The organism is Streptomyces sp. NPDC096152 (genome assembly GCF_044763235.1).
GTDB lineage: Bacteria > Actinomycetota > Actinomycetes > Streptomycetales > Streptomycetaceae > Streptomyces.
The window spans coordinates 367,881-383,909 of sequence record NZ_JBIWFW010000009.1; the positions used below are offsets into that span (position 1 = coordinate 367,881).

The following is a 16,029-nucleotide window of genomic DNA, read 5'->3' on the forward strand; positions in this document are numbered from 1 at the left end:
AGACACGATGTTACGATGCGTGTGTGAAGATCACCGTGCAGGTCAAGCTCACGCCGGATGCCATGCAGGCGCCGGCTGTTGAGCACACCCTGCACGCGGCGAACGAGGCCGCGAACTGGGTCTCAGCCGTCTCCTTCGAGCGCTTCGGGCTGAAGGGGGCAGTGCGGGAGTTGCGGAAGCTGTGCTACAGCGAGTTGAAGGACCGGGGATTCGGCGCGCAGGCCGCGCAGCACATCATCAAACGGGTCGCCGACTCGTACACCACGCTGCGGGCGAACATCCGGGCCGGGAACCTCGGACCGGAGGGCTCCAGGCGGCGCCGTAAGGCGGAGTCCAAGCCGATCGCCTTCCGTCGCGACGCGGCACACACCTATGACGACCGGTGCCTGTCGTGGAACTACGACGCCCGGACGGTGAGCATCTGGACCCTCGCGGGCCGGATCAAGAATGTCCGCTTCGCCTGCTCAGCCGATGCGCTCAAGCAGCTCACCGAGCGCCGCAAGGGCGAGTCCGACCTGATCCGGCGTGACGGGAAGCTGTTCCTAGTCGCCACGATCGACGTCTGCGAGCCGGACCTGTACGAGCCGAAGGGCTTCATCGGGGTGGACCGGGGCATCAACAACCTCGCCACCACCAGTGACGGGGACAACCACACCGGCCGCCGTCTGGGCCGCTACCGACGCTGGCAGGCCCGCAAGAAAGCCGAGCTCCAGGCCAGGCGGACCCGGAGCGCGAAGCAGCTTCTCAAGAAGCGTGCCCGCCGTGAGGCCCGGCACGCCACCCACATCAACCACAAGATCTCCAAGACTGTTGTTGCTGTCGCCCAACGCACCGAACGCGGTATCGCCCTGGAAAGACTGGGCGGTATCCGTGAGCGGGTTACGGTTTCCCGCGACCAGCGAGCACGTCAGTCCTCCTGGCCGTTCCACCAGCTCGGCGCGTTCATCGCCTACAAGACCAAGCGCGCCGGCGTCCCGTTCATCGAGGTGGACCCGGCCTACACCTCGCAGCGCTGTCCGCGCTGCGGCAACACCGAGCGCGCCAACCGCCCGACTCGGGACCACTTCCACTGTCGTCGGTGCGGGCTCGCTGGCCCGGCCGATCACGTCGCCGGGGTCAACATCGCGCAGCGAGGGGCCACGGCGTGGGTATTCGTCAACATGCCCGATCCGGTCCCTGCATAGTGTGGGGACCGTAGATGTGACCCGTGACCGTCCCGTCGTAGGGGGCAGTCGGGAGCATAAGCAAAGCCCTCTCAGGGACTCAGCTTCCAAGCTCGGTCCCTTCAGGGGCCGAGTAGTTGACGACAAGGCAGGATAACGGGCGGCTTCGCAGAAACTGCTGTACGGGTGTACGTGCTGGCCCGAGCTGCCACACGCCGACAGGCCGAAGCCCGGGTCCGTGACGGGATGGAGCCGCACGGCGTGTGGCAGGACGGCCGCGACCGGTTCGTCGGGTTGCTGTCGTTCATTGAGTTTCGGTGAAGATCCACTGGACCTCGGTCAGTCGATGCCTTCGACGATGCGGAAGTCGCGCTCGACGCCGTGGGAGAGGGCGACCAGCGCCTCCTGGTAGGCCGCACTCTCGTGCGCCGCGATGGCCTGCTCGAAGCTGTCGAACTCGATCAGGACGGTGCGCTCGGCGATTCCGGCGTCATGCGCCACGACCCGACTGCCACGGGCGAGGATCCGACCGCCCCCGGCCTCGACGGCCGGACCGGCCAGCTTGTTGTAAGCAGCCAGCTTCTCAGGGTCTGAAATGGTGCGGTAGGCGCTGACCCAGTAGCCCTTGGGCATGGAACCTCTAGTGTCGGGATGAGTGCATCTGACTTACGGGTTGGTCTCGGACGAGCGTCGGCGGGCGAGAGCGAGGCTTGTCAGCGTCGTGATCGCCATGGCGCCGATGCCGACCAGCGCCGTGGTGGTGTAGGCGCTGTCGTCGGGGAAGAGGTGGCCGGGGCCGGTGCCCGCGGCGAGGATCAGGCCGCCGATGGCGCTGCCCAGGGAGTACCCGACGCTGCGGACGACGTAGTTGAAGCTCATGGCGCTCGACGTCTCGCCCTTGGGGGTGACGGCCAGGATGACGCCGGGCATCGCGGCCGAGAAGCCGCCGACGCCGAAGCCGAGCACGCCCATCGCCGCGAACAGTTCGGCCAGGTCCGACCTGGCCGCCGCGAACAGGGCGAACCCGCCGCCGACCACGACGGCGCTGCCGGCCAGGAGCAGGGGGTCGGCGATCCGCGTCCGGACCCGCGGCGTGAGCTTGCCGGCGACGAACCCCAGCAGCGAGAACGGGATGAGGACCAGCCCGGCGACGAAGGTCGTCAGCCCGAAGCCGTAGCCGGCGCCGTGCGGCGTCTGCGCATACCGGGTGATGAGCGTGAGCAGGAGGTACATGCCGATCCCGCCGACGAACATGGCGAGGTTCGCCCCGGCGACCGCCGGGTGCCGCACCGCCCGCACATCGACCAGGGGCGTCGTGCTGCGCAGCTCGATGACGGCCCAGACGCAGAGCAGCACCACCGCGACGACGGCGAGGCCCGCCGCCAGGGCGAGGTGCCGGCTCCACAGATTCCGTTCGCCGGCGAGGAACAGCACCAGGAGCAGCGCAGCGGCCAGGACGACCGCGCCTGCCACGTCCACGTGGGCGGAGCGGCCTTCGGGGGCTTCGGGCATGGAGCGCCACGCGGTCAGGAGGGCGGCGGCGGTGACGACCAGGCCGAGGCCGTAGGCGGCCCGTACCCCGCCGAGTTCGGCGAGCAGTGCGGCCAGCGGGTAGCCGACGCCGGCCCCGATGATCGAGACCACCGAGATCAGGGCGATCACGGCCGCGCTGCGCTCCTCGGGGAGGTGGTCCCGGGCCACGCCCATCATCAGCGCCGTCAGCCCGAGCCCGACGCCCTGGGCCGCCCTGCCGGCCAGCAGCCACGCGAACGGCAGCGGCAGCACGGTGAGCGCGCTGCCGGCGACGACGACCGCCAGCGTGGCGAGGATCGTGGCCCGCCGGTGCGGGCCGGCTCCGAGCCGGCCCAGGACCGGCGTGGCGACGGCGCCGCTGAGCAGCGCGACGGTCAGCGTCCACTGCGCGCTGCCGAGCGAGACGTGGAACGAGGTCGCCACGCTGGTGATGAGCGGCGTCCCGAGGCTGGCGACCGCCGCCACGACCAGAGCGATGAACATCAGGGCGGGGACCAGCAGCCGCGCCTCGGAACGCGCCACCGGGAACGCCTTCGACGCGACCCCGCCGACCGGCTGCCCGGTCACCGCTTCGGCCCTTCGCGGTCCTGGCTTTCGAGCTCTGCCAGATGCTTCAGCGCCGGAAGGGCCGCCACCAGCGCCTCGACCTCGTCGCCGGTGAGCTCGCCGATCAACCGCTCGAACGCGTGGACGCCCGCCTGGCGCCGCGTCCGGACATAGGAGGCGCCGGCCTCGGTCAGGCACACCAGCGTGACCCGCTTGTCGGACGCGTCGCCCCGCCGCTCGACCAGGCCGGACTCCTCCATCACCCGGACCAGGGCGGTCATCGCGGGCTGGGTGACGCCCTCGACCGCGGCCAGATCGGTGATGCGCCGCGGGCCGGTCCGGTTCAGGGTGGCCAGGGTGGCGGCGGACGTCAGGCTCATGTCCCGGGGCAGGCGTCTCGCGGCCCTGGTGGCCAGGCCGTAGAGGGCTGCCCCGATGGCGGCGGACGCGCCAGGAGCGGTGTCTTGACGACTCATGCTCGAAGCATAGCATTTTTATATTCATAGTTTATGGAAATGGTCGACTGGCGTGGGCGGCCTCGATCCGCACCCGCGACGGCGGCCGGCCATCGCGCTCGCTGCGCAGCCGGAACCTGCCGCGCCCGTCGACCAGGAAGTACTCGTCCAGCACCTCCGGCGCGTGGTGGGCCATGGCCGTCTCAGTGCCCGGCGACAGAATGGCGGCCCGCGCGCCCGCCCACGGCGTTCCAGCATTACCTCGACAAACGAGGACTGCCCCGGCCCCTGTGGTGAAGGCAGGGTAAAAGACCCCGAACCTAAAGATTCCCGACAGAGTCGCTCCTTGAGGTTCACCGGTCCCATGTAGGCGCAGCGCTGGCCCCATGTGCTTCGCTCCCGGGCGGGAACCGGTCCGAGCCGATGCCCCACCGCCTCACCCGCGCGCCCGGTCGTTGCCGCCGGGCCGCGCGACGAGGTGGGAGCAGATCCGTTCCCGCCCCGGCGGCGGGAATCGGCCCCCTACCCCGGCGTAGCGCGGTCCGCTCGATCGGGAGGGCGGCAAGGGGCGGGCCGCGCCGCGTCCCCTGCAAGCGCCGGGGGAGACAAAGGTCAGCCGTGGTCGAGACGCGCTCAGCTCACCGTGGGCCGCCGGTCAGTGCCCGTCACCGACGGCACCTGATGCTGCCCTGGGCTGAGTGTGGGGCCTCCCTCCCCCCTCGCCGGTCAGGCACAAACGGCCCTGCCCGACGACCCGCGGAGGTGGGGGTGCTACATCTGTTCAAGCTCGGCGTGCACCGTTTCCGCGAGGGCTGCCGTCGCGTTCTTCGCGAACAGGATCGTGTAGTGGTTGGTGTCGTCGACCCGGCGGGTGGTGATCCGTTCCGGGGCGAGGCCGCCGGCGGCCAGGCGCGCCTCGTCGTAGAGGCCCTGGGGCTCGTTCATCAGTCCGCGTTCCGCCCACAGCAGCGTGCCGCGCACCTGCGGCTGGTGGATGGCGTCGAGTGTCTCGGGGTCGCCGAGGGGGCCCGCGCCGTCGGCCCGGACCGCGTCCAGGACACAACTGCTCCGCATCTCGGGCGGCTCGCCGGTCAGATCGCGGTCCACGTAGGCCTGGACGAGCGGGCCCCAGTGGGCGGTGAGGGAGGGGTGCTCCCGGAAAAGGGCGAGGTAGGCCTCGCGGTCCGGGAAGGTCGTCTTCAGGCGCCGCATGGCGGGGCCGATGACGGACTCGATGACCTCGTCGATGTCCGCGCCCGCGGGGACGGGGAAGCCGAGGCCCCCGTCGACGAGGACCACGCGCGGAAAGCAGTCCGGATGCCGGGCGGCGGCCACCGCGACGATGAAGGCACCCAGCGAGTGGCCGACGAGCAAAGCCTGCCGCAGGCCCAGATGGTCGAGCAGGGCGACGATGTCCTCGACGTGGGCGGGAATGCCGTAGGGTCCCGGGAGACCGGCGCTGTGGGCCCGGCCGCGCAGGTCCGGGGCGTACAGATCGACGTCGCCGAGTTGCTCGGCGGCGGCGCCGAAGGCCAGGCCGTTCGCCGTGATGCCGTGCAGCGCGATGATCACCGGTCCCTCTCCCGGCCACCGGGTCACGGCGAGATCGCCTCCGCGTACGGGGACGGAGAGTTCCTGTGGGGTGCGCGTGGTCATGCGGACGTCCTCCTTCTGCCCGGTGCGGCCAGGCCGCCTCGGGCCACGTGAACGGTAGCCGCGAACAGTCTGCCGAGAAGCAGCAGGCGGCCCGACGCCGGGCCCGTGCTTGGGGCTGAGGCTGTCCCGGTTCGCAAGGCCACGTCCCACCAGGACCAGCGTCCGCGCTCCGTCGAGGTCCACCGTGCCCAGCGTTGAGCCCCACAGGTGACTTGGGCCTCTAGCGCGTACCGGGTTCCACGGCGGTCCGCCGGCGGTCACACCCGGCCCTCAGGCAGGGGTAGGTGCGGAAGAGCATTGCCCTGCGTCCTCCGGCGAAGGCGCCCAGTGTCTTGACGTCGCACTTCAGGCCACATTGAGACCTGAGGCGACGTGCTCGCATTGGCGTTCTCCGGGGGCCTTTTCCTCTCCTTCCCGTAGCTGGTTGGCGCAGGGAGGCCGCGCTGTCACCTGACCTCGACGCTGCCGCAGATGAACTCGGTATTCCGAAGCAGTTCCGGTGTGATTGCGATGCCGGACAGGTGCTCAGCGAGGGCGAACGCGGCCGGTCCGGAGAGGTCGGTTCCGAGGCTGTCTTCCCCGAAGTGGAAACCGATGCTGTGCATGACGTCCAGTAGTTCGTCCGGTGTGGCGCCCCAGCGGTCATCGGGGAACATGGGCTCGAACCAGAGGCGCTTCACGGCGTCCTCGGCCCAGAGAAAGGCGTCGAGACCATTGATGTTGACGAAGTGTGATATCCAGCGTGTTCCCGCCGAGGCGGGCAGTGCCCTGGCCTCCGTGACTCCGAGATAGCCGTTCGGCTCGATCAGCAGGGCCCAGAGCCCGATGGTGGCCATGGCGACGAGCTGCCGCTTGCCGTCCGATTGGCGCAAAAGGTCGAACGCCGCGTCCACGACCGCGTCGATGCCCGTTAGGGAGGGTTCGTCTCGGCCGTCGAGGCGGTGGAGCAGGTCAGAAGGTGTCAGATCGTGCACCAGCGTGAAGCAATACGCTTCCGCGAGATCAGGGAAGCGCTCCTCGAACCACGTGTAGTCGGAAGCGTTCGTAGTCATGCCATTGATCCTCGCTCATGGCACTGACACAGGCTACGGCCGCATCGCTGTCTTGGCGTACGTGGCGCCCCGCTCGACCTCGGTGAGAGGAATCGTCAAGACCTATGGACTGGCGTGTCATGCGGAATGGGCGTGACGTCCTGAAGGTGGCCGGAGGCCTTCGATCAGACGGTCGAGTCGGGCATGAACTCGCGGACCTCTTGAGCGCAGCGGCAGGCGACGGCGATTCGACGGTCCGTTTGCTCGAGTTCCGGATCGGGTGGCGTGTGATCAGGCCACTGTGGCCTCCTCACGCTCACGTTCGACCAGGACGCCGTTGTCGAAGCCGGCGCCGAGCGGACCAGAGTGACGAGGGGGAGCCTGTGATCGCGTGCCAGCGTTTCTGGGTCCGTCACCTGATGACGCCGGACAGCCCTCGGGCCTAAGGTGTGCCGGTGATCTTCAAGAGGAAGCAGGCCTCGGACCTCGGCGCCGCCGTGTCCGAGCTGGAGCAGGCCGTTGACGCTCGCGACGGTGCCCGCACCGAGCGTGCCTTCACCGCTGCGATAAGGAGGCTGCAGCGGGCGACGGACGCCGAATGCGTCTCGGCCGGGCCCCGGTTGGCCGCGCTGCTCCCGGCCTTTCCACCCACCGGCCCGCGCCCGCTGCTGGCGTCGGCGGCCGGCTTCTGCGTCGAGCGCGGGGCCGATCCGGCGGCCTGCGCGGAGCCGATCCTCGGCGGCGTCCACCAAGACCTGCTCGACGCATTGGAGTTCGCCCGTCGCTGGACAGCCGCCGGAGGGACCGAGGACGAACTGCCGGAGCCCGACGAGGAGATCATCGACGATGCGCTGCCGGCCCGCCTGGGCGGCGACGCGTACCAGGCCACGCGGTTGGCGCTGGCCTGGTGCTCGGTCGATCAATGGCAGCCGCCCGCGCTGGCCGTGCTGTGCCGCAGCGCTGAGGTGCGCCGTCGGCATGCATCCACGCTCCTGGCCGCCTGCCGCGACCTGGCAGCCTTGGAACGGCACGACCTCAAGTGCCTGGCCCACGCGCTGGCGGTCCTGGACGACGAGCCCCTGGTCGTGCTGCATCGGCCGACCGGAAGAGGGTTCGAGGTGCGCATCGGCGGCATCGGGGACAACTTCCAGTTGCACACGCTGCTCGCCCACGTCCTCGTCGGCGGCGGCCACGTGCCCGGCACCGCGCCTTCGGCCGAGAGCGTCCGCCTGGCCACGGACCCCGAGCCCGCCCGAGGACGCACCGAGGCCGTCGCGACTGGGTCCTTCGAACTCCTCGCCCCGGACGGCGAGCGGATCTGGAACGAGGGACTGCCCGACGACATCCCCGTGGTGGAGGGACACCGCCTGCTCGTGCTGGACGAGCCGCTCTACCAACGCAGTTGGAACGCCGACCGGTTCTTCCCGCTGCTCCCGGGCACGGCCGAACTCACCCGCGTCCTGTCCGGAGACGAGGCGCGCACCTGGTTCGCCCGCACCTCCTCCGGTAACGGGACCGGTCGGCCTTCCTGACTGGGGGGACCCGGACGCCTACCGCCCCGCGTTCGACCACGACGCCGACAGACAGCGCAACATCGTCGAGCGCCGCATCACCGCCGCAAGCAATGGCGCGGCCTGGCTCAACCGGACGGCGTGACCGAGGACCACACGCCGAACCACTGCTCGGCGCCGAACTCCTCGAACCGCTCCACCTCGGTGAACGCCAGCTTCGCCGCGAGGCGCATCGAGCGGTGGCTGGCGGTCTGGGTGCAGAGCACCACCGGCTCGCCGGGGAGTGCGTCGGCGAACCAGTCGAGTGCCGCCGCGCACGCCTCGGCGGCGTATCCGCATCCCCACGCTTCCGGCAGGAACATGTAACCGAGCTCGGCCTCCCCGGCCTCCTGATCCGAAAGAGAAGGCCTGTCGCTCGACGGGTTGGGCTCTCGCGGGAGTTGGATGGGACGAGGTGTGCCATCGACTCGGCGAGTTTGCCGACGGCGGCTATGCCGACCAGCGCGAGTACCGCCGTGCCGGCACCCCGCCGACGCTGCGCACACGAAGGCTCCGGGCGTCTGTGAACTGCTCCAGTCGGGCGGTTTTCCGGGCAGGGTACGGTTGCGCCTGCCACGCGCTGCGGTTACGTCCTGCCCCGCACTGCCGCGGCAGGACGCACCGACCACATCGGGATGTGAGACAGGGTTGCGAGCAGACGGGTCCGGCCCCCATGGCTGAGCGCGGCGTCGTGCGCCAAGTCGGCGCCGCCGTCGTGTCCCTTGCCGCGCTCGGGACGGTGCTGAGGCCGGTGTGGGCGCAGCCCCAGTCGGCGTCCGGGGTTCAGACCCCCTTGTATGCCGAGGTCGCCATGGCGCTTCCCAAGGCCGGCGCCCTGAGGGGAACCGGGGCGCGGCTGCCCACCAGCGACCGGAGTCCGCCCCAACGGCCCTGGGCCACCACCCGCGTGTTGCCCGCCACCGCGGCCCACGGCCTGGCGCATGCCGGCACGGCCTTCCCCGTCGGGGTGTCCCAATCCTCCCCGGCCGACTACACCCCTGTCAGCGGCGCGGTCAGGGGCAGGGTGGGGGACACCATCGCGGTGCGGCTCGGTGTGACGAACCTGGGCCCTGGTTCCCCCGACACCGGATCGTTCGCCGTCGTGCCGCCCCCTGGGACCACGGTCACGTCCATCCCCTGGGAGGGGGACGACGACGATCGCAGATACTCGTGCCGGCCGCCGCAGGATGGAGACAACCCCTTCTTCCTCTGCGACCTCTCGTATCTGGGTGCACCTCTACCCGGCTCCTCGAGGACCGTCGTCTTCAACATCCGCATCGACAAGCGGATCCCCGGCGCCAAGGGCAACATCGCCGTCTACGGTCCGAGCGACCCTGTGCCCGGCAACGACCTCGAGGCGATTCCCGTCGAGGCCGCACCCGCGCCGCTCTGGCGGTGGCAGAATCCGCTCTGGCGCTGGCAGCACTGGGCGCTGGCCGCGGGAGCCCTGGCCCTTGGGACGTCGGCGCGCAGGTGGCTCGTCAGGAGACGCGGGGCCAACCAGTAGGCAGGCCGGAACGGCTGTTCCGGGTCCGCCCCGGACAGGACGCGGCGTGGAAATGGGGTGACCTGGTCAAGTACGGCCAGAATCGCGGGTTCCGTCGCACGCTCCGGATTCGACGTCGCCCGGCTGCTCACGTCGTAGTGGCGAGTTCGATGAGGTGCCGGGCTGTTCCGGCAGGATCGACGATCTGGTGCAGGTGTCCGCCAGGCAGGTGTGCCACCTGCCAGCCGCGTTCGCGTGCTTCGGCGGCAAGGCCGTCATAGGGAGGGCCGAACAGCAGGTAGGAGCATGGATGGTCGTCCCAGCCGTCGGGAACAGGGATGTGCTGCTCGTAGTACGACAGGGGCAGGGAGGGCTGCTCCTCGACGACCGTCTGCCGCATCACCGGATCAGAGAACATGGGGGCGAGGTCAGCCTCGTCCCACCAGTCGGTCCACCGCGGCAGCTTGCCGTTCACCGCCATCGGGCGGAGGAAGTCCAGCACTTCGGGTGTGGCGACAGGGGTCGGTCCGATCCGCGCCGGCAGGGCGGCATCGACGAAGATCGAGCCGGTCACCGGATGATCGAGGCCCGAGCGAATCGTTGGGAGGAAGAGGCCCGCGTTGCTGTGCGCCACCAACGTGAGAGGGCGGTCGGCTGAGATCTGCCGGAGGTGGTCGCGGACGGCGCTGACGGTGCGGGGCCAGAAGGGCGGAGCGCCGGCGCCTATGTGCAGCAGGGACGGCACCAGTACCTGACATCCCGCCGCTGTCAGGTGTTCGGCCGCAGGGTGCCAGGTCGAGGGACCCACGGACGGACTGTGCACGAGAACGAAGATCGGCCGCATGTGACGATCCTGTCGCTCATGCCATGGGAGGCGCGACCACATCGGCCGACAGCAGAACCCTTCGCTTCGAAGCAGCTCGTGCGCCGGTCGGCACGCCTTTCACAGCCGTTCGTTGACGGCTGCCACGAGGGCAGGCGTCCCGTGGCGGACCGCGGACTTGTCGCATCTCGGCGCCACGGTGGTCTGCTGATCCGCCGTCAGTGGATCCGGCGCACACCCGGCCGACCTCAGAAGTGTTCGATCCATCCATGAGCGCTGCATGAGGCGCGGTCGTACCGTCACAGGAACGCCCCGGTCACCTCGCCGACCCCACGGTGCGGCGGCCGGTGGTGGCGTGACAGTCCCTTCCCCCCGACGCCCCGGGCAGTCGGCTGCCCCGGGGCGGACAAGGAGACATCGATGCGCCTGCGACCCCACGCCCCTTCCCGTAGAACCGGCGGGAGAGGCGGCAGACGTGCTTCCGTCCTCGGCCTGATCCTGTGTCTGTTCGGCCTGCTGCTGGGCCTGTTCCCCGTGTCAGCCCAGGCGGCGACCCTCACCGAGGTGACGGGCTTCGGCTCCAACCCCGGCAACCTGCAGATGTTCCGCTACGTTCCCGACGGACTGCCCGCCGGGCGCCCCCTGGTCGTCGCCCTGCACGGCTGTACGCAGTCCGCGTCCGGCTTCGACGACGAGACCGGCTGGACGAAGTGGGCCGACACCTGGGGCTTCGCCCTGCTGCTGCCGCAGCAGAAGTCCGCCAACAACGCCAACTCCTGCTTCAACTGGTTCCAGCAGAGCGACTTCTCGCGCGGCCAGGGTGAGGCGCTGTCGATCAAGCAGATGGTCGACAGGATGGCGGCCGACTACGGCACCGACGCCTCGCGCGTCTACGTCACCGGCCTGTCCGCCGGAGGCGCGATGACCGCGGTCATGGCCGCCGCCTACCCGGACGTCTTCCGCGGCGCTGCGGTCGTCGCCGGCATCCCGTTCGACTGTGCCCGCAGCACGACGGAAGGCCTGAACTGCATGAGCCCGGGCTCGGACCTCACCCCGCAGCAGTGGGGGGACAAGGTGCGCGCCGCCTACCCCTCCTACGCGGGTCCGTACCCCACGATGTCGGTCTGGCACGGCTCCAGCGACACCACGGTGAAGCCGATGAACATGACCGAACTGGTCGAGCAATGGACCAACGTGCACGGCACGGACGCGACCGCCGACGTCAGTGACACGGTCCAGGGCTACCCGCACAAGGTGTACCGCGACGGCTCCGGCAACGACGTCGTCGAGTCGTACTCCATCACCGGCATGGGGCACGGCCAGCCCGTCGACCCGGGCAGTGGGGCCACGCAGTGCGGCGTCGCCGGCAGCTACATCCTGGACGTGAACATCTGCGCCTCGTACTACATAGGGGAGTTCTGGGGCCTGGCAGGGGACGGCGGTGGCAGCGGCAGCCTGCCCGCGCCCACCGGCCTGACCGTCACCGGCACCACCGACACCTCGGTCTCCCTCTCCTGGAGCGCGGTCGGTGGCGCGGCCTCCTACCGCGTCTACCGTGGCGGCACCCAGGTCGGCGCCCCGACCGGCACCTCGTTCACGGACACGGGCCTCTCCGCCGGTACGACGTACAGCTACACCGTCGCCGCCGCGGACGGATCCGGGTCGGTCGGAGCGGCCTCCGCCGCCGTACAGGCCACCACGAGCGGCGCGACCCACCAGTGCTACACCGACAACAACTACAACCAGGTCGCCGCGGGTCGCGCGCACCAGAGCCTGGGCTACGTGTACGCCAACGGCTCCAACCAGTACATGGGCCTGTACAACGTGTACGAGACCCACACACTGGAGGAGACGTCGCCGGGCTACTACGTGGTCTCCGATTCCGGCTGCCCGTCCTGACCCGCGCGGCGGCGGCCCCGGGTCAGCCCGTGAAACCGCCGCCGCACACCACGACCTGCCCCGTGATGTAGTCGGCCTCGGGCGTGCACATCAGGTAGACCGCCCCGGCCGCCTCCTCGGGGCTGCCCGCGCGGCCGAGCGGGATGGACCGCTCGGCCGCGGTGAGGTACTCGTCGCTCATCCCCACCTTGATCTCGCGGCCGGCCACCTCGATGCCCGCGCCGCCGGCCGAGGCGGCCGCCTCTGTCAGGCGGGTGCGGATCAGACCGAAGGCGACCGCGTTGACGTTCACGGCGTAACGCCCCCATTCCTTGGCGAGGGTACGGGTCAGGCCGACGACGCCGGCCTTGGCGGAGGAGTAGTTGACCTGCCCGGCGTTGCCCGAAAGCCCCACGACGGACGTCACGTTGACGACCTTGCGGTGGTACTCGGCCGGGTGGGACCTGAAATAGGGCTGGGCGGCGCGCAGGATCCGGAACGGCGCCTTGAGATGGACGTCGACGATGGCGTCCCACTGCTCGTCGGTCGTCTTCTGGATGACGCCGTCCCAGGTGTGGCCGGCGTTGTTGACGATGATGTCCAGCCCGCCGAACGTGTCGACCGCGGTGGAGACGACATGCTCGGCGAAGCCGTCCTCCGTGATGCTGCCGGCGCAGGCGACGGCCTCGCCGCCCGCCGTCTTCACGGCCAGGACGGTCTCGGAGGCAGGCCCGGGGTCCAGGTCGTTGACGACGACGACTGCCCCCTCGGCGGCGAGCTTGAGGGCGATGGCGCGGCCGATGCCCCGCCCGGCGCCGGTGACGATGGCGGTCCTGCCGTCGAGGTTGCCCACGGCGGATTCCCCTTTCACGCATAGGTGTTCGGACGTAGGACGGGCCGGGGTCAGGCGTCGGCGCGTTCGTAGAGGGTCACCACGCAGGCGCCGCCGAGTCCGATGTTGTGCTGGAGCGCGAGGTTCACGTCCTCGACCTGGCGCGCCCCCGCCTCGCCGCGCAACTGCCATACGAGCTCGGCGCATTGGGCCAGCCCGGTCGCGCCGAGCGGGTGCCCCTTGGACAGCAGGCCGCCCGAGGGGTTGGTCACCACACGCCCGCCGTAGGTGTTGTCGCCGTCGAGGACGAACTTCTCCGCTGTTCCCTCCGGGGTCAGTCCCAGTGCCTCGTAGGTGATGAGCTCGTTGGCGGTGAAGCAGTCGTGCAGCTCGACGACGCGGATGTCCTCGGGGCCGACGCCCGCGGCCTCGTAAACGTCGTGTGCGGCCGCCCGGGTCATGTCGTAGCCGACCAGTTTCATCATGTCCCCGGCGTTGAAGCTGCTCATGGTGTCGCTGCTGAGCGCCTGCGCCCGGATCCGCACCGTACGCAGGCCGTGCCGCCGGGCGAAGTCGCGGCTGCACACGACCGCGGCTGCGGCGCCGCAGGTGGGCGGGCAGCACTGGAGGCGGGTGAGGGGCCCGTGGATGTGCGGGGAGTCGAGGACCTCGTCCACGGTGACCGGGGTGCGGAAGACGGCGTACGGGTTGTGCGCGGCGTGCTGCCGTGACTTGACGGAGATCCTCGCGAACGTCTCGGGCGCGGTGCCGTGCCGCCGAGCGTAGTGGGCGCCCGCGCCGCCGAAGAACTCCGCCGCCCACGGGGCCCGCTCGTTGCGGCCCTGAGCCGCCTCCATCGTGGCGAAGGATCGGTGCAGCGGATTGGGCCGGTCACCCCATACGAGCGGCAGCGCACCCTTGTTCATCTGCTCGAAGCCGAGTGCGAGCACGCACTCCGCGGCCCCGCTCTCCACGGCCTGCCGGGCCAGCCACAGGGCCGAGGAACCGGTGGCGCAGTTGTTGTTGACGTTGACGATCGGGATTCCGGTCTGCCCGAGTCCGTACAGTGCGGCCTGCCCGCCGGTGGAGTCGCCGTAGACGTATCCGACGTAGGCCTGCTCCACCAGGCCGTAGTCGATCCCGGCGTCGGCGAGGGCGGCGCGCGCGGCCCGTTCGCCCATCAGGTCGTACGGTTCGCTCGCGCCGGGCTTGGTGAACGGCACCATGCCGACCCCAGCGACGTGTGCCCGCTCCTTCATCCGTCTCCTCCAGGTGTCCCGGACCAGGTGTGGTGGCGTGTGCGGCCTTCTCCGACGCTAGGTACCGGGGGAGGGCGGGGGGTATGGGGATCCGCTGGGTCGTTGACGGCCCGGTGTGGAGGAGACCTCCACACCGGCCCCGGGCGGCCGGCTGCCGGGGCCCGGTCTGCAGCCGATGACGGCGCCTGGAGCAATCGCACATTATGGAACGAGGTCAGATGGACACGCTGCGTGGTCGCGACGGGCCGCTCGCCATCGCCCCCGCATCGGTTTGTGGAACTGCGTCCGTACCGGATCCTGGTTCGCGTGCGTTGCAGCAGGATCGATGGCTACCGCACCGAGCGGTTCGGGCCGGGATCGTCGACGAGGCCGTCAGTGCTCTGTGGTGCGGCGAGGCCGGTGAGCTCCTCGCTGACCTCCCAGAGGCGGGCGGCCAGAGCGCGGTCGTAGGAGAGCTTGCTGGACTTCGTGGGCTGCCTTTTGGCGAAGTAGCGGCCGGTGACCCCGTCCACCTCGGTGGAGGAGGCGAGGTGAACAGAGGTTTCGGCGCCCTTGTCAGGGCTGGTCATGACGAGACGGACGAGCGGGTACAGCGCGCGGAAGACGCGACCCGAGTCCTCCTTGCCGAAGTCCGTGCGGACCACGCCGGGGTGGAGCACGTTGGCGGTGACGCCGGTGCCGTCCAGGCGTCGCGCGAGTTCGTAGGTGAACAGGACATTGGCCAGCTTCGACTGGCTGTATGCGCGCATGCCGCTGTACGCGCGCTCGCCCATGAGGTCGTCGAAGTTGATCCTGCCGTTGGCCTGAGCGCCGGAGCTGACGGTGACGATCCGTCCGGCGGGGGCCGCCTTGAGGGTGTCGAGGAGCAGGTTGGTCAGCAGGAAGGGGGCGAGGTGGTTGAGGGCGAAGGTGTGATCCAGGCCGTCGGCGGTGGTGTGCCGGGTGGCCCAGTAGCCGCCCGCGTTGTTGACCAGGACGTCCAGTGCGGGGTGTGCCTGAGTGAACTCCTGGGCGAGGCGGCGTACAGCGGTCTGGGAGGACAGATCGGCTGTCCACGGCTCCACGGACGTGTTGCCGGTGGCGGTGCGGATCTCCTGCACCACGCGCCGGGTCTTCGCCTCGTCCCGGCCGACGACGGCCACGCGGGCGCCTCGGCGGGCAAGGTCGCGTGCGGTGGCCAGGCCGATGCCGGCGGTGGCGCCGGTGATCATGACTGTCTTGCCGTTCATGGCACTGCCTTCCTTGAAGGGGTGACTGCGGGTCTCAGGCGGCGAGAAGCGCGCGGTACCGCTTGGCGTGAAGAGCGAGGTCTTCGTCGGACACGGTGCGGGCGCTGTACAGCACCACGGGCTCGCCTAGGTGCATGCCGGTGAGATGGGCGGTCGCGTGGACCGGGGCGAGCAGTTCGTCGATCGTGAAGCGGTTGAAGCCGTCGGTGGCGTACGAGCCTTCGGGGCCGCCGGTGGAGGTGACCAGTTGGAGGGTCTTGCCGTGCAGGGCGGTGCCGCCGGTGCCGTAGGCGAAGCCGTGGGTGAGGACCTTGTCCATCCAGGTCTTCAGAACGCCGGGTACGGAGTACCAGTGCCAGGGGAACTGCCAGACGATCACGTCGTGTTCGCGCAGCAGCCGCTGCTCGTGGGTGGTGTCGATGCGGCTGTCGGGGTAGGCGGCCGCGATGTCGTGCACGGTGACGTGTTCCAGGTCGCGTATGGACTGGGCGAGGTGGGCGGTGACGCGGGAGGCGGCGAGGTCGGGGTGGGCGACCACGACCAGGGTGCGCGGGGTGGACATGCTGCGGTGCTTCCTTCGGTACGGCG

The 16,029-nt window shown here is 70.1% G+C and carries 15 protein-coding genes; 4 read left to right on the forward strand and 11 right to left on the reverse strand.

Annotation, left to right across the window (positions count from 1 at the left end; all coding sequences use genetic code 11):
* Positions 1 to 23 precede the first annotated feature (23 nt).
* On the forward strand, positions 24 to 1,184 hold the full coding sequence (locus ACIQ9G_RS29855) for an RNA-guided endonuclease InsQ/TnpB family protein (RefSeq protein WP_403615626.1): 1,161 nt from the start codon (positions 24 to 26) through the stop codon (positions 1,182 to 1,184).
* Positions 1,185 to 1,502: 318 nt separating this feature from the next.
* Here ACIQ9G_RS29855 and ACIQ9G_RS29860 read toward each other — a convergent pair whose 3' ends face one another.
* The 5 genes from ACIQ9G_RS29860 to ACIQ9G_RS29880 form a co-directional block, all read right to left on the reverse strand.
* The gene (locus tag ACIQ9G_RS29860) at positions 1,503 to 1,796 is read right to left on the reverse strand and encodes a DUF1330 domain-containing protein (RefSeq protein ID WP_403615627.1); all 294 of its coding nucleotides are present in this window, start codon (positions 1,794 to 1,796) and stop codon (positions 1,503 to 1,505) included.
* A 33-nt stretch (positions 1,797 to 1,829) separates the two neighbouring features.
* Positions 1,830 to 3,263 (reverse strand): MFS transporter, encoded by a 1,434-nt coding sequence (locus ACIQ9G_RS29865; RefSeq protein WP_403615629.1) that lies wholly within the window; start codon positions 3,261 to 3,263, stop codon positions 1,830 to 1,832.
* Entirely contained in the window at positions 3,260 to 3,622 is a 363-nt protein-coding gene (locus ACIQ9G_RS29870; protein ID WP_403615894.1) for a MarR family winged helix-turn-helix transcriptional regulator, read from the reverse strand. The genes ACIQ9G_RS29865 and ACIQ9G_RS29870 overlap by 4 nt, the downstream gene beginning before the upstream one ends.
* A gap of 846 nt (positions 3,623 to 4,468) precedes the next feature.
* On the reverse strand, positions 4,469 to 5,353 hold the full coding sequence (locus ACIQ9G_RS29875) for an alpha/beta hydrolase (RefSeq protein WP_403615631.1): 885 nt from the start codon (positions 5,351 to 5,353) through the stop codon (positions 4,469 to 4,471).
* A gap of 446 nt (positions 5,354 to 5,799) precedes the next feature.
* Positions 5,800 to 6,405 (reverse strand): DUF6461 domain-containing protein, encoded by a 606-nt coding sequence (locus ACIQ9G_RS29880; protein ID WP_403615633.1) that lies wholly within the window; start codon positions 6,403 to 6,405, stop codon positions 5,800 to 5,802.
* A 434-nt stretch (positions 6,406 to 6,839) separates the two neighbouring features.
* On the opposite strand from ACIQ9G_RS29880, the gene ACIQ9G_RS29885 reads away from it, so the two are divergent.
* A complete protein-coding gene (locus ACIQ9G_RS29885) occupies positions 6,840 to 7,916 on the forward strand; it encodes a hypothetical protein (RefSeq protein ID WP_403615635.1) in 1,077 nt (358 codons plus the stop codon).
* Between the two features lie 107 nt (positions 7,917 to 8,023).
* Here ACIQ9G_RS29885 and ACIQ9G_RS29890 read toward each other — a convergent pair whose 3' ends face one another.
* Positions 8,024 to 8,563 carry a GNAT family N-acetyltransferase gene (locus ACIQ9G_RS29890; RefSeq protein WP_403615637.1) on the reverse strand — a complete coding sequence of 180 codons (540 nt, stop codon included), beginning with the start codon at positions 8,561 to 8,563 and terminating at the stop codon, positions 8,024 to 8,026.
* A gap of 44 nt (positions 8,564 to 8,607) precedes the next feature.
* Between ACIQ9G_RS29890 and ACIQ9G_RS29895 the strand changes: the two genes are divergently transcribed.
* Positions 8,608 to 9,441: a hypothetical protein gene (locus ACIQ9G_RS29895; RefSeq protein ID WP_403615639.1), complete on the forward strand. Its 834-nt coding sequence runs from the start codon at positions 8,608 to 8,610 to the stop codon at positions 9,439 to 9,441.
* Between the two features lie 127 nt (positions 9,442 to 9,568).
* Here ACIQ9G_RS29895 and ACIQ9G_RS29900 read toward each other — a convergent pair whose 3' ends face one another.
* The gene (locus ACIQ9G_RS29900; protein WP_403615642.1) at positions 9,569 to 10,264 is read right to left on the reverse strand and encodes an alpha/beta hydrolase; all 696 of its coding nucleotides are present in this window, start codon (positions 10,262 to 10,264) and stop codon (positions 9,569 to 9,571) included.
* A 399-nt stretch (positions 10,265 to 10,663) separates the two neighbouring features.
* On the opposite strand from ACIQ9G_RS29900, the gene ACIQ9G_RS29905 reads away from it, so the two are divergent.
* Positions 10,664 to 12,142: a PHB depolymerase family esterase gene (locus ACIQ9G_RS29905; protein ID WP_403615645.1), complete on the forward strand. Its 1,479-nt coding sequence runs from the start codon at positions 10,664 to 10,666 to the stop codon at positions 12,140 to 12,142.
* A gap of 22 nt (positions 12,143 to 12,164) precedes the next feature.
* Here ACIQ9G_RS29905 and ACIQ9G_RS29910 read toward each other — a convergent pair whose 3' ends face one another.
* The 4 genes from ACIQ9G_RS29910 to ACIQ9G_RS29925 all read right to left on the reverse strand — a co-directional run bounded on the left by ACIQ9G_RS29910 (position 12,165) and on the right by ACIQ9G_RS29925 (position 16,003).
* A complete protein-coding gene (locus tag ACIQ9G_RS29910) occupies positions 12,165 to 12,974 on the reverse strand; it encodes an SDR family NAD(P)-dependent oxidoreductase (protein WP_403615648.1) in 810 nt (269 codons plus the stop codon).
* A 50-nt stretch (positions 12,975 to 13,024) separates the two neighbouring features.
* Positions 13,025 to 14,212, reverse strand: coding sequence for a lipid-transfer protein (locus ACIQ9G_RS29915; RefSeq protein WP_403615651.1), 1,188 nt, complete (start codon positions 14,210 to 14,212; stop codon positions 13,025 to 13,027).
* Positions 14,213 to 14,541: 329 nt separating this feature from the next.
* Positions 14,542 to 15,441, reverse strand: a complete 900-nt coding sequence (locus ACIQ9G_RS29920) for an SDR family oxidoreductase (protein WP_403615654.1) — start codon at positions 15,439 to 15,441, stop codon at positions 14,542 to 14,544.
* Positions 15,442 to 15,475: 34 nt separating this feature from the next.
* Positions 15,476 to 16,003, reverse strand: coding sequence for an NAD(P)H-dependent oxidoreductase (locus tag ACIQ9G_RS29925; protein ID WP_403615657.1), 528 nt, complete (start codon positions 16,001 to 16,003; stop codon positions 15,476 to 15,478).
* Positions 16,004 to 16,029 lie beyond the last annotated feature (26 nt).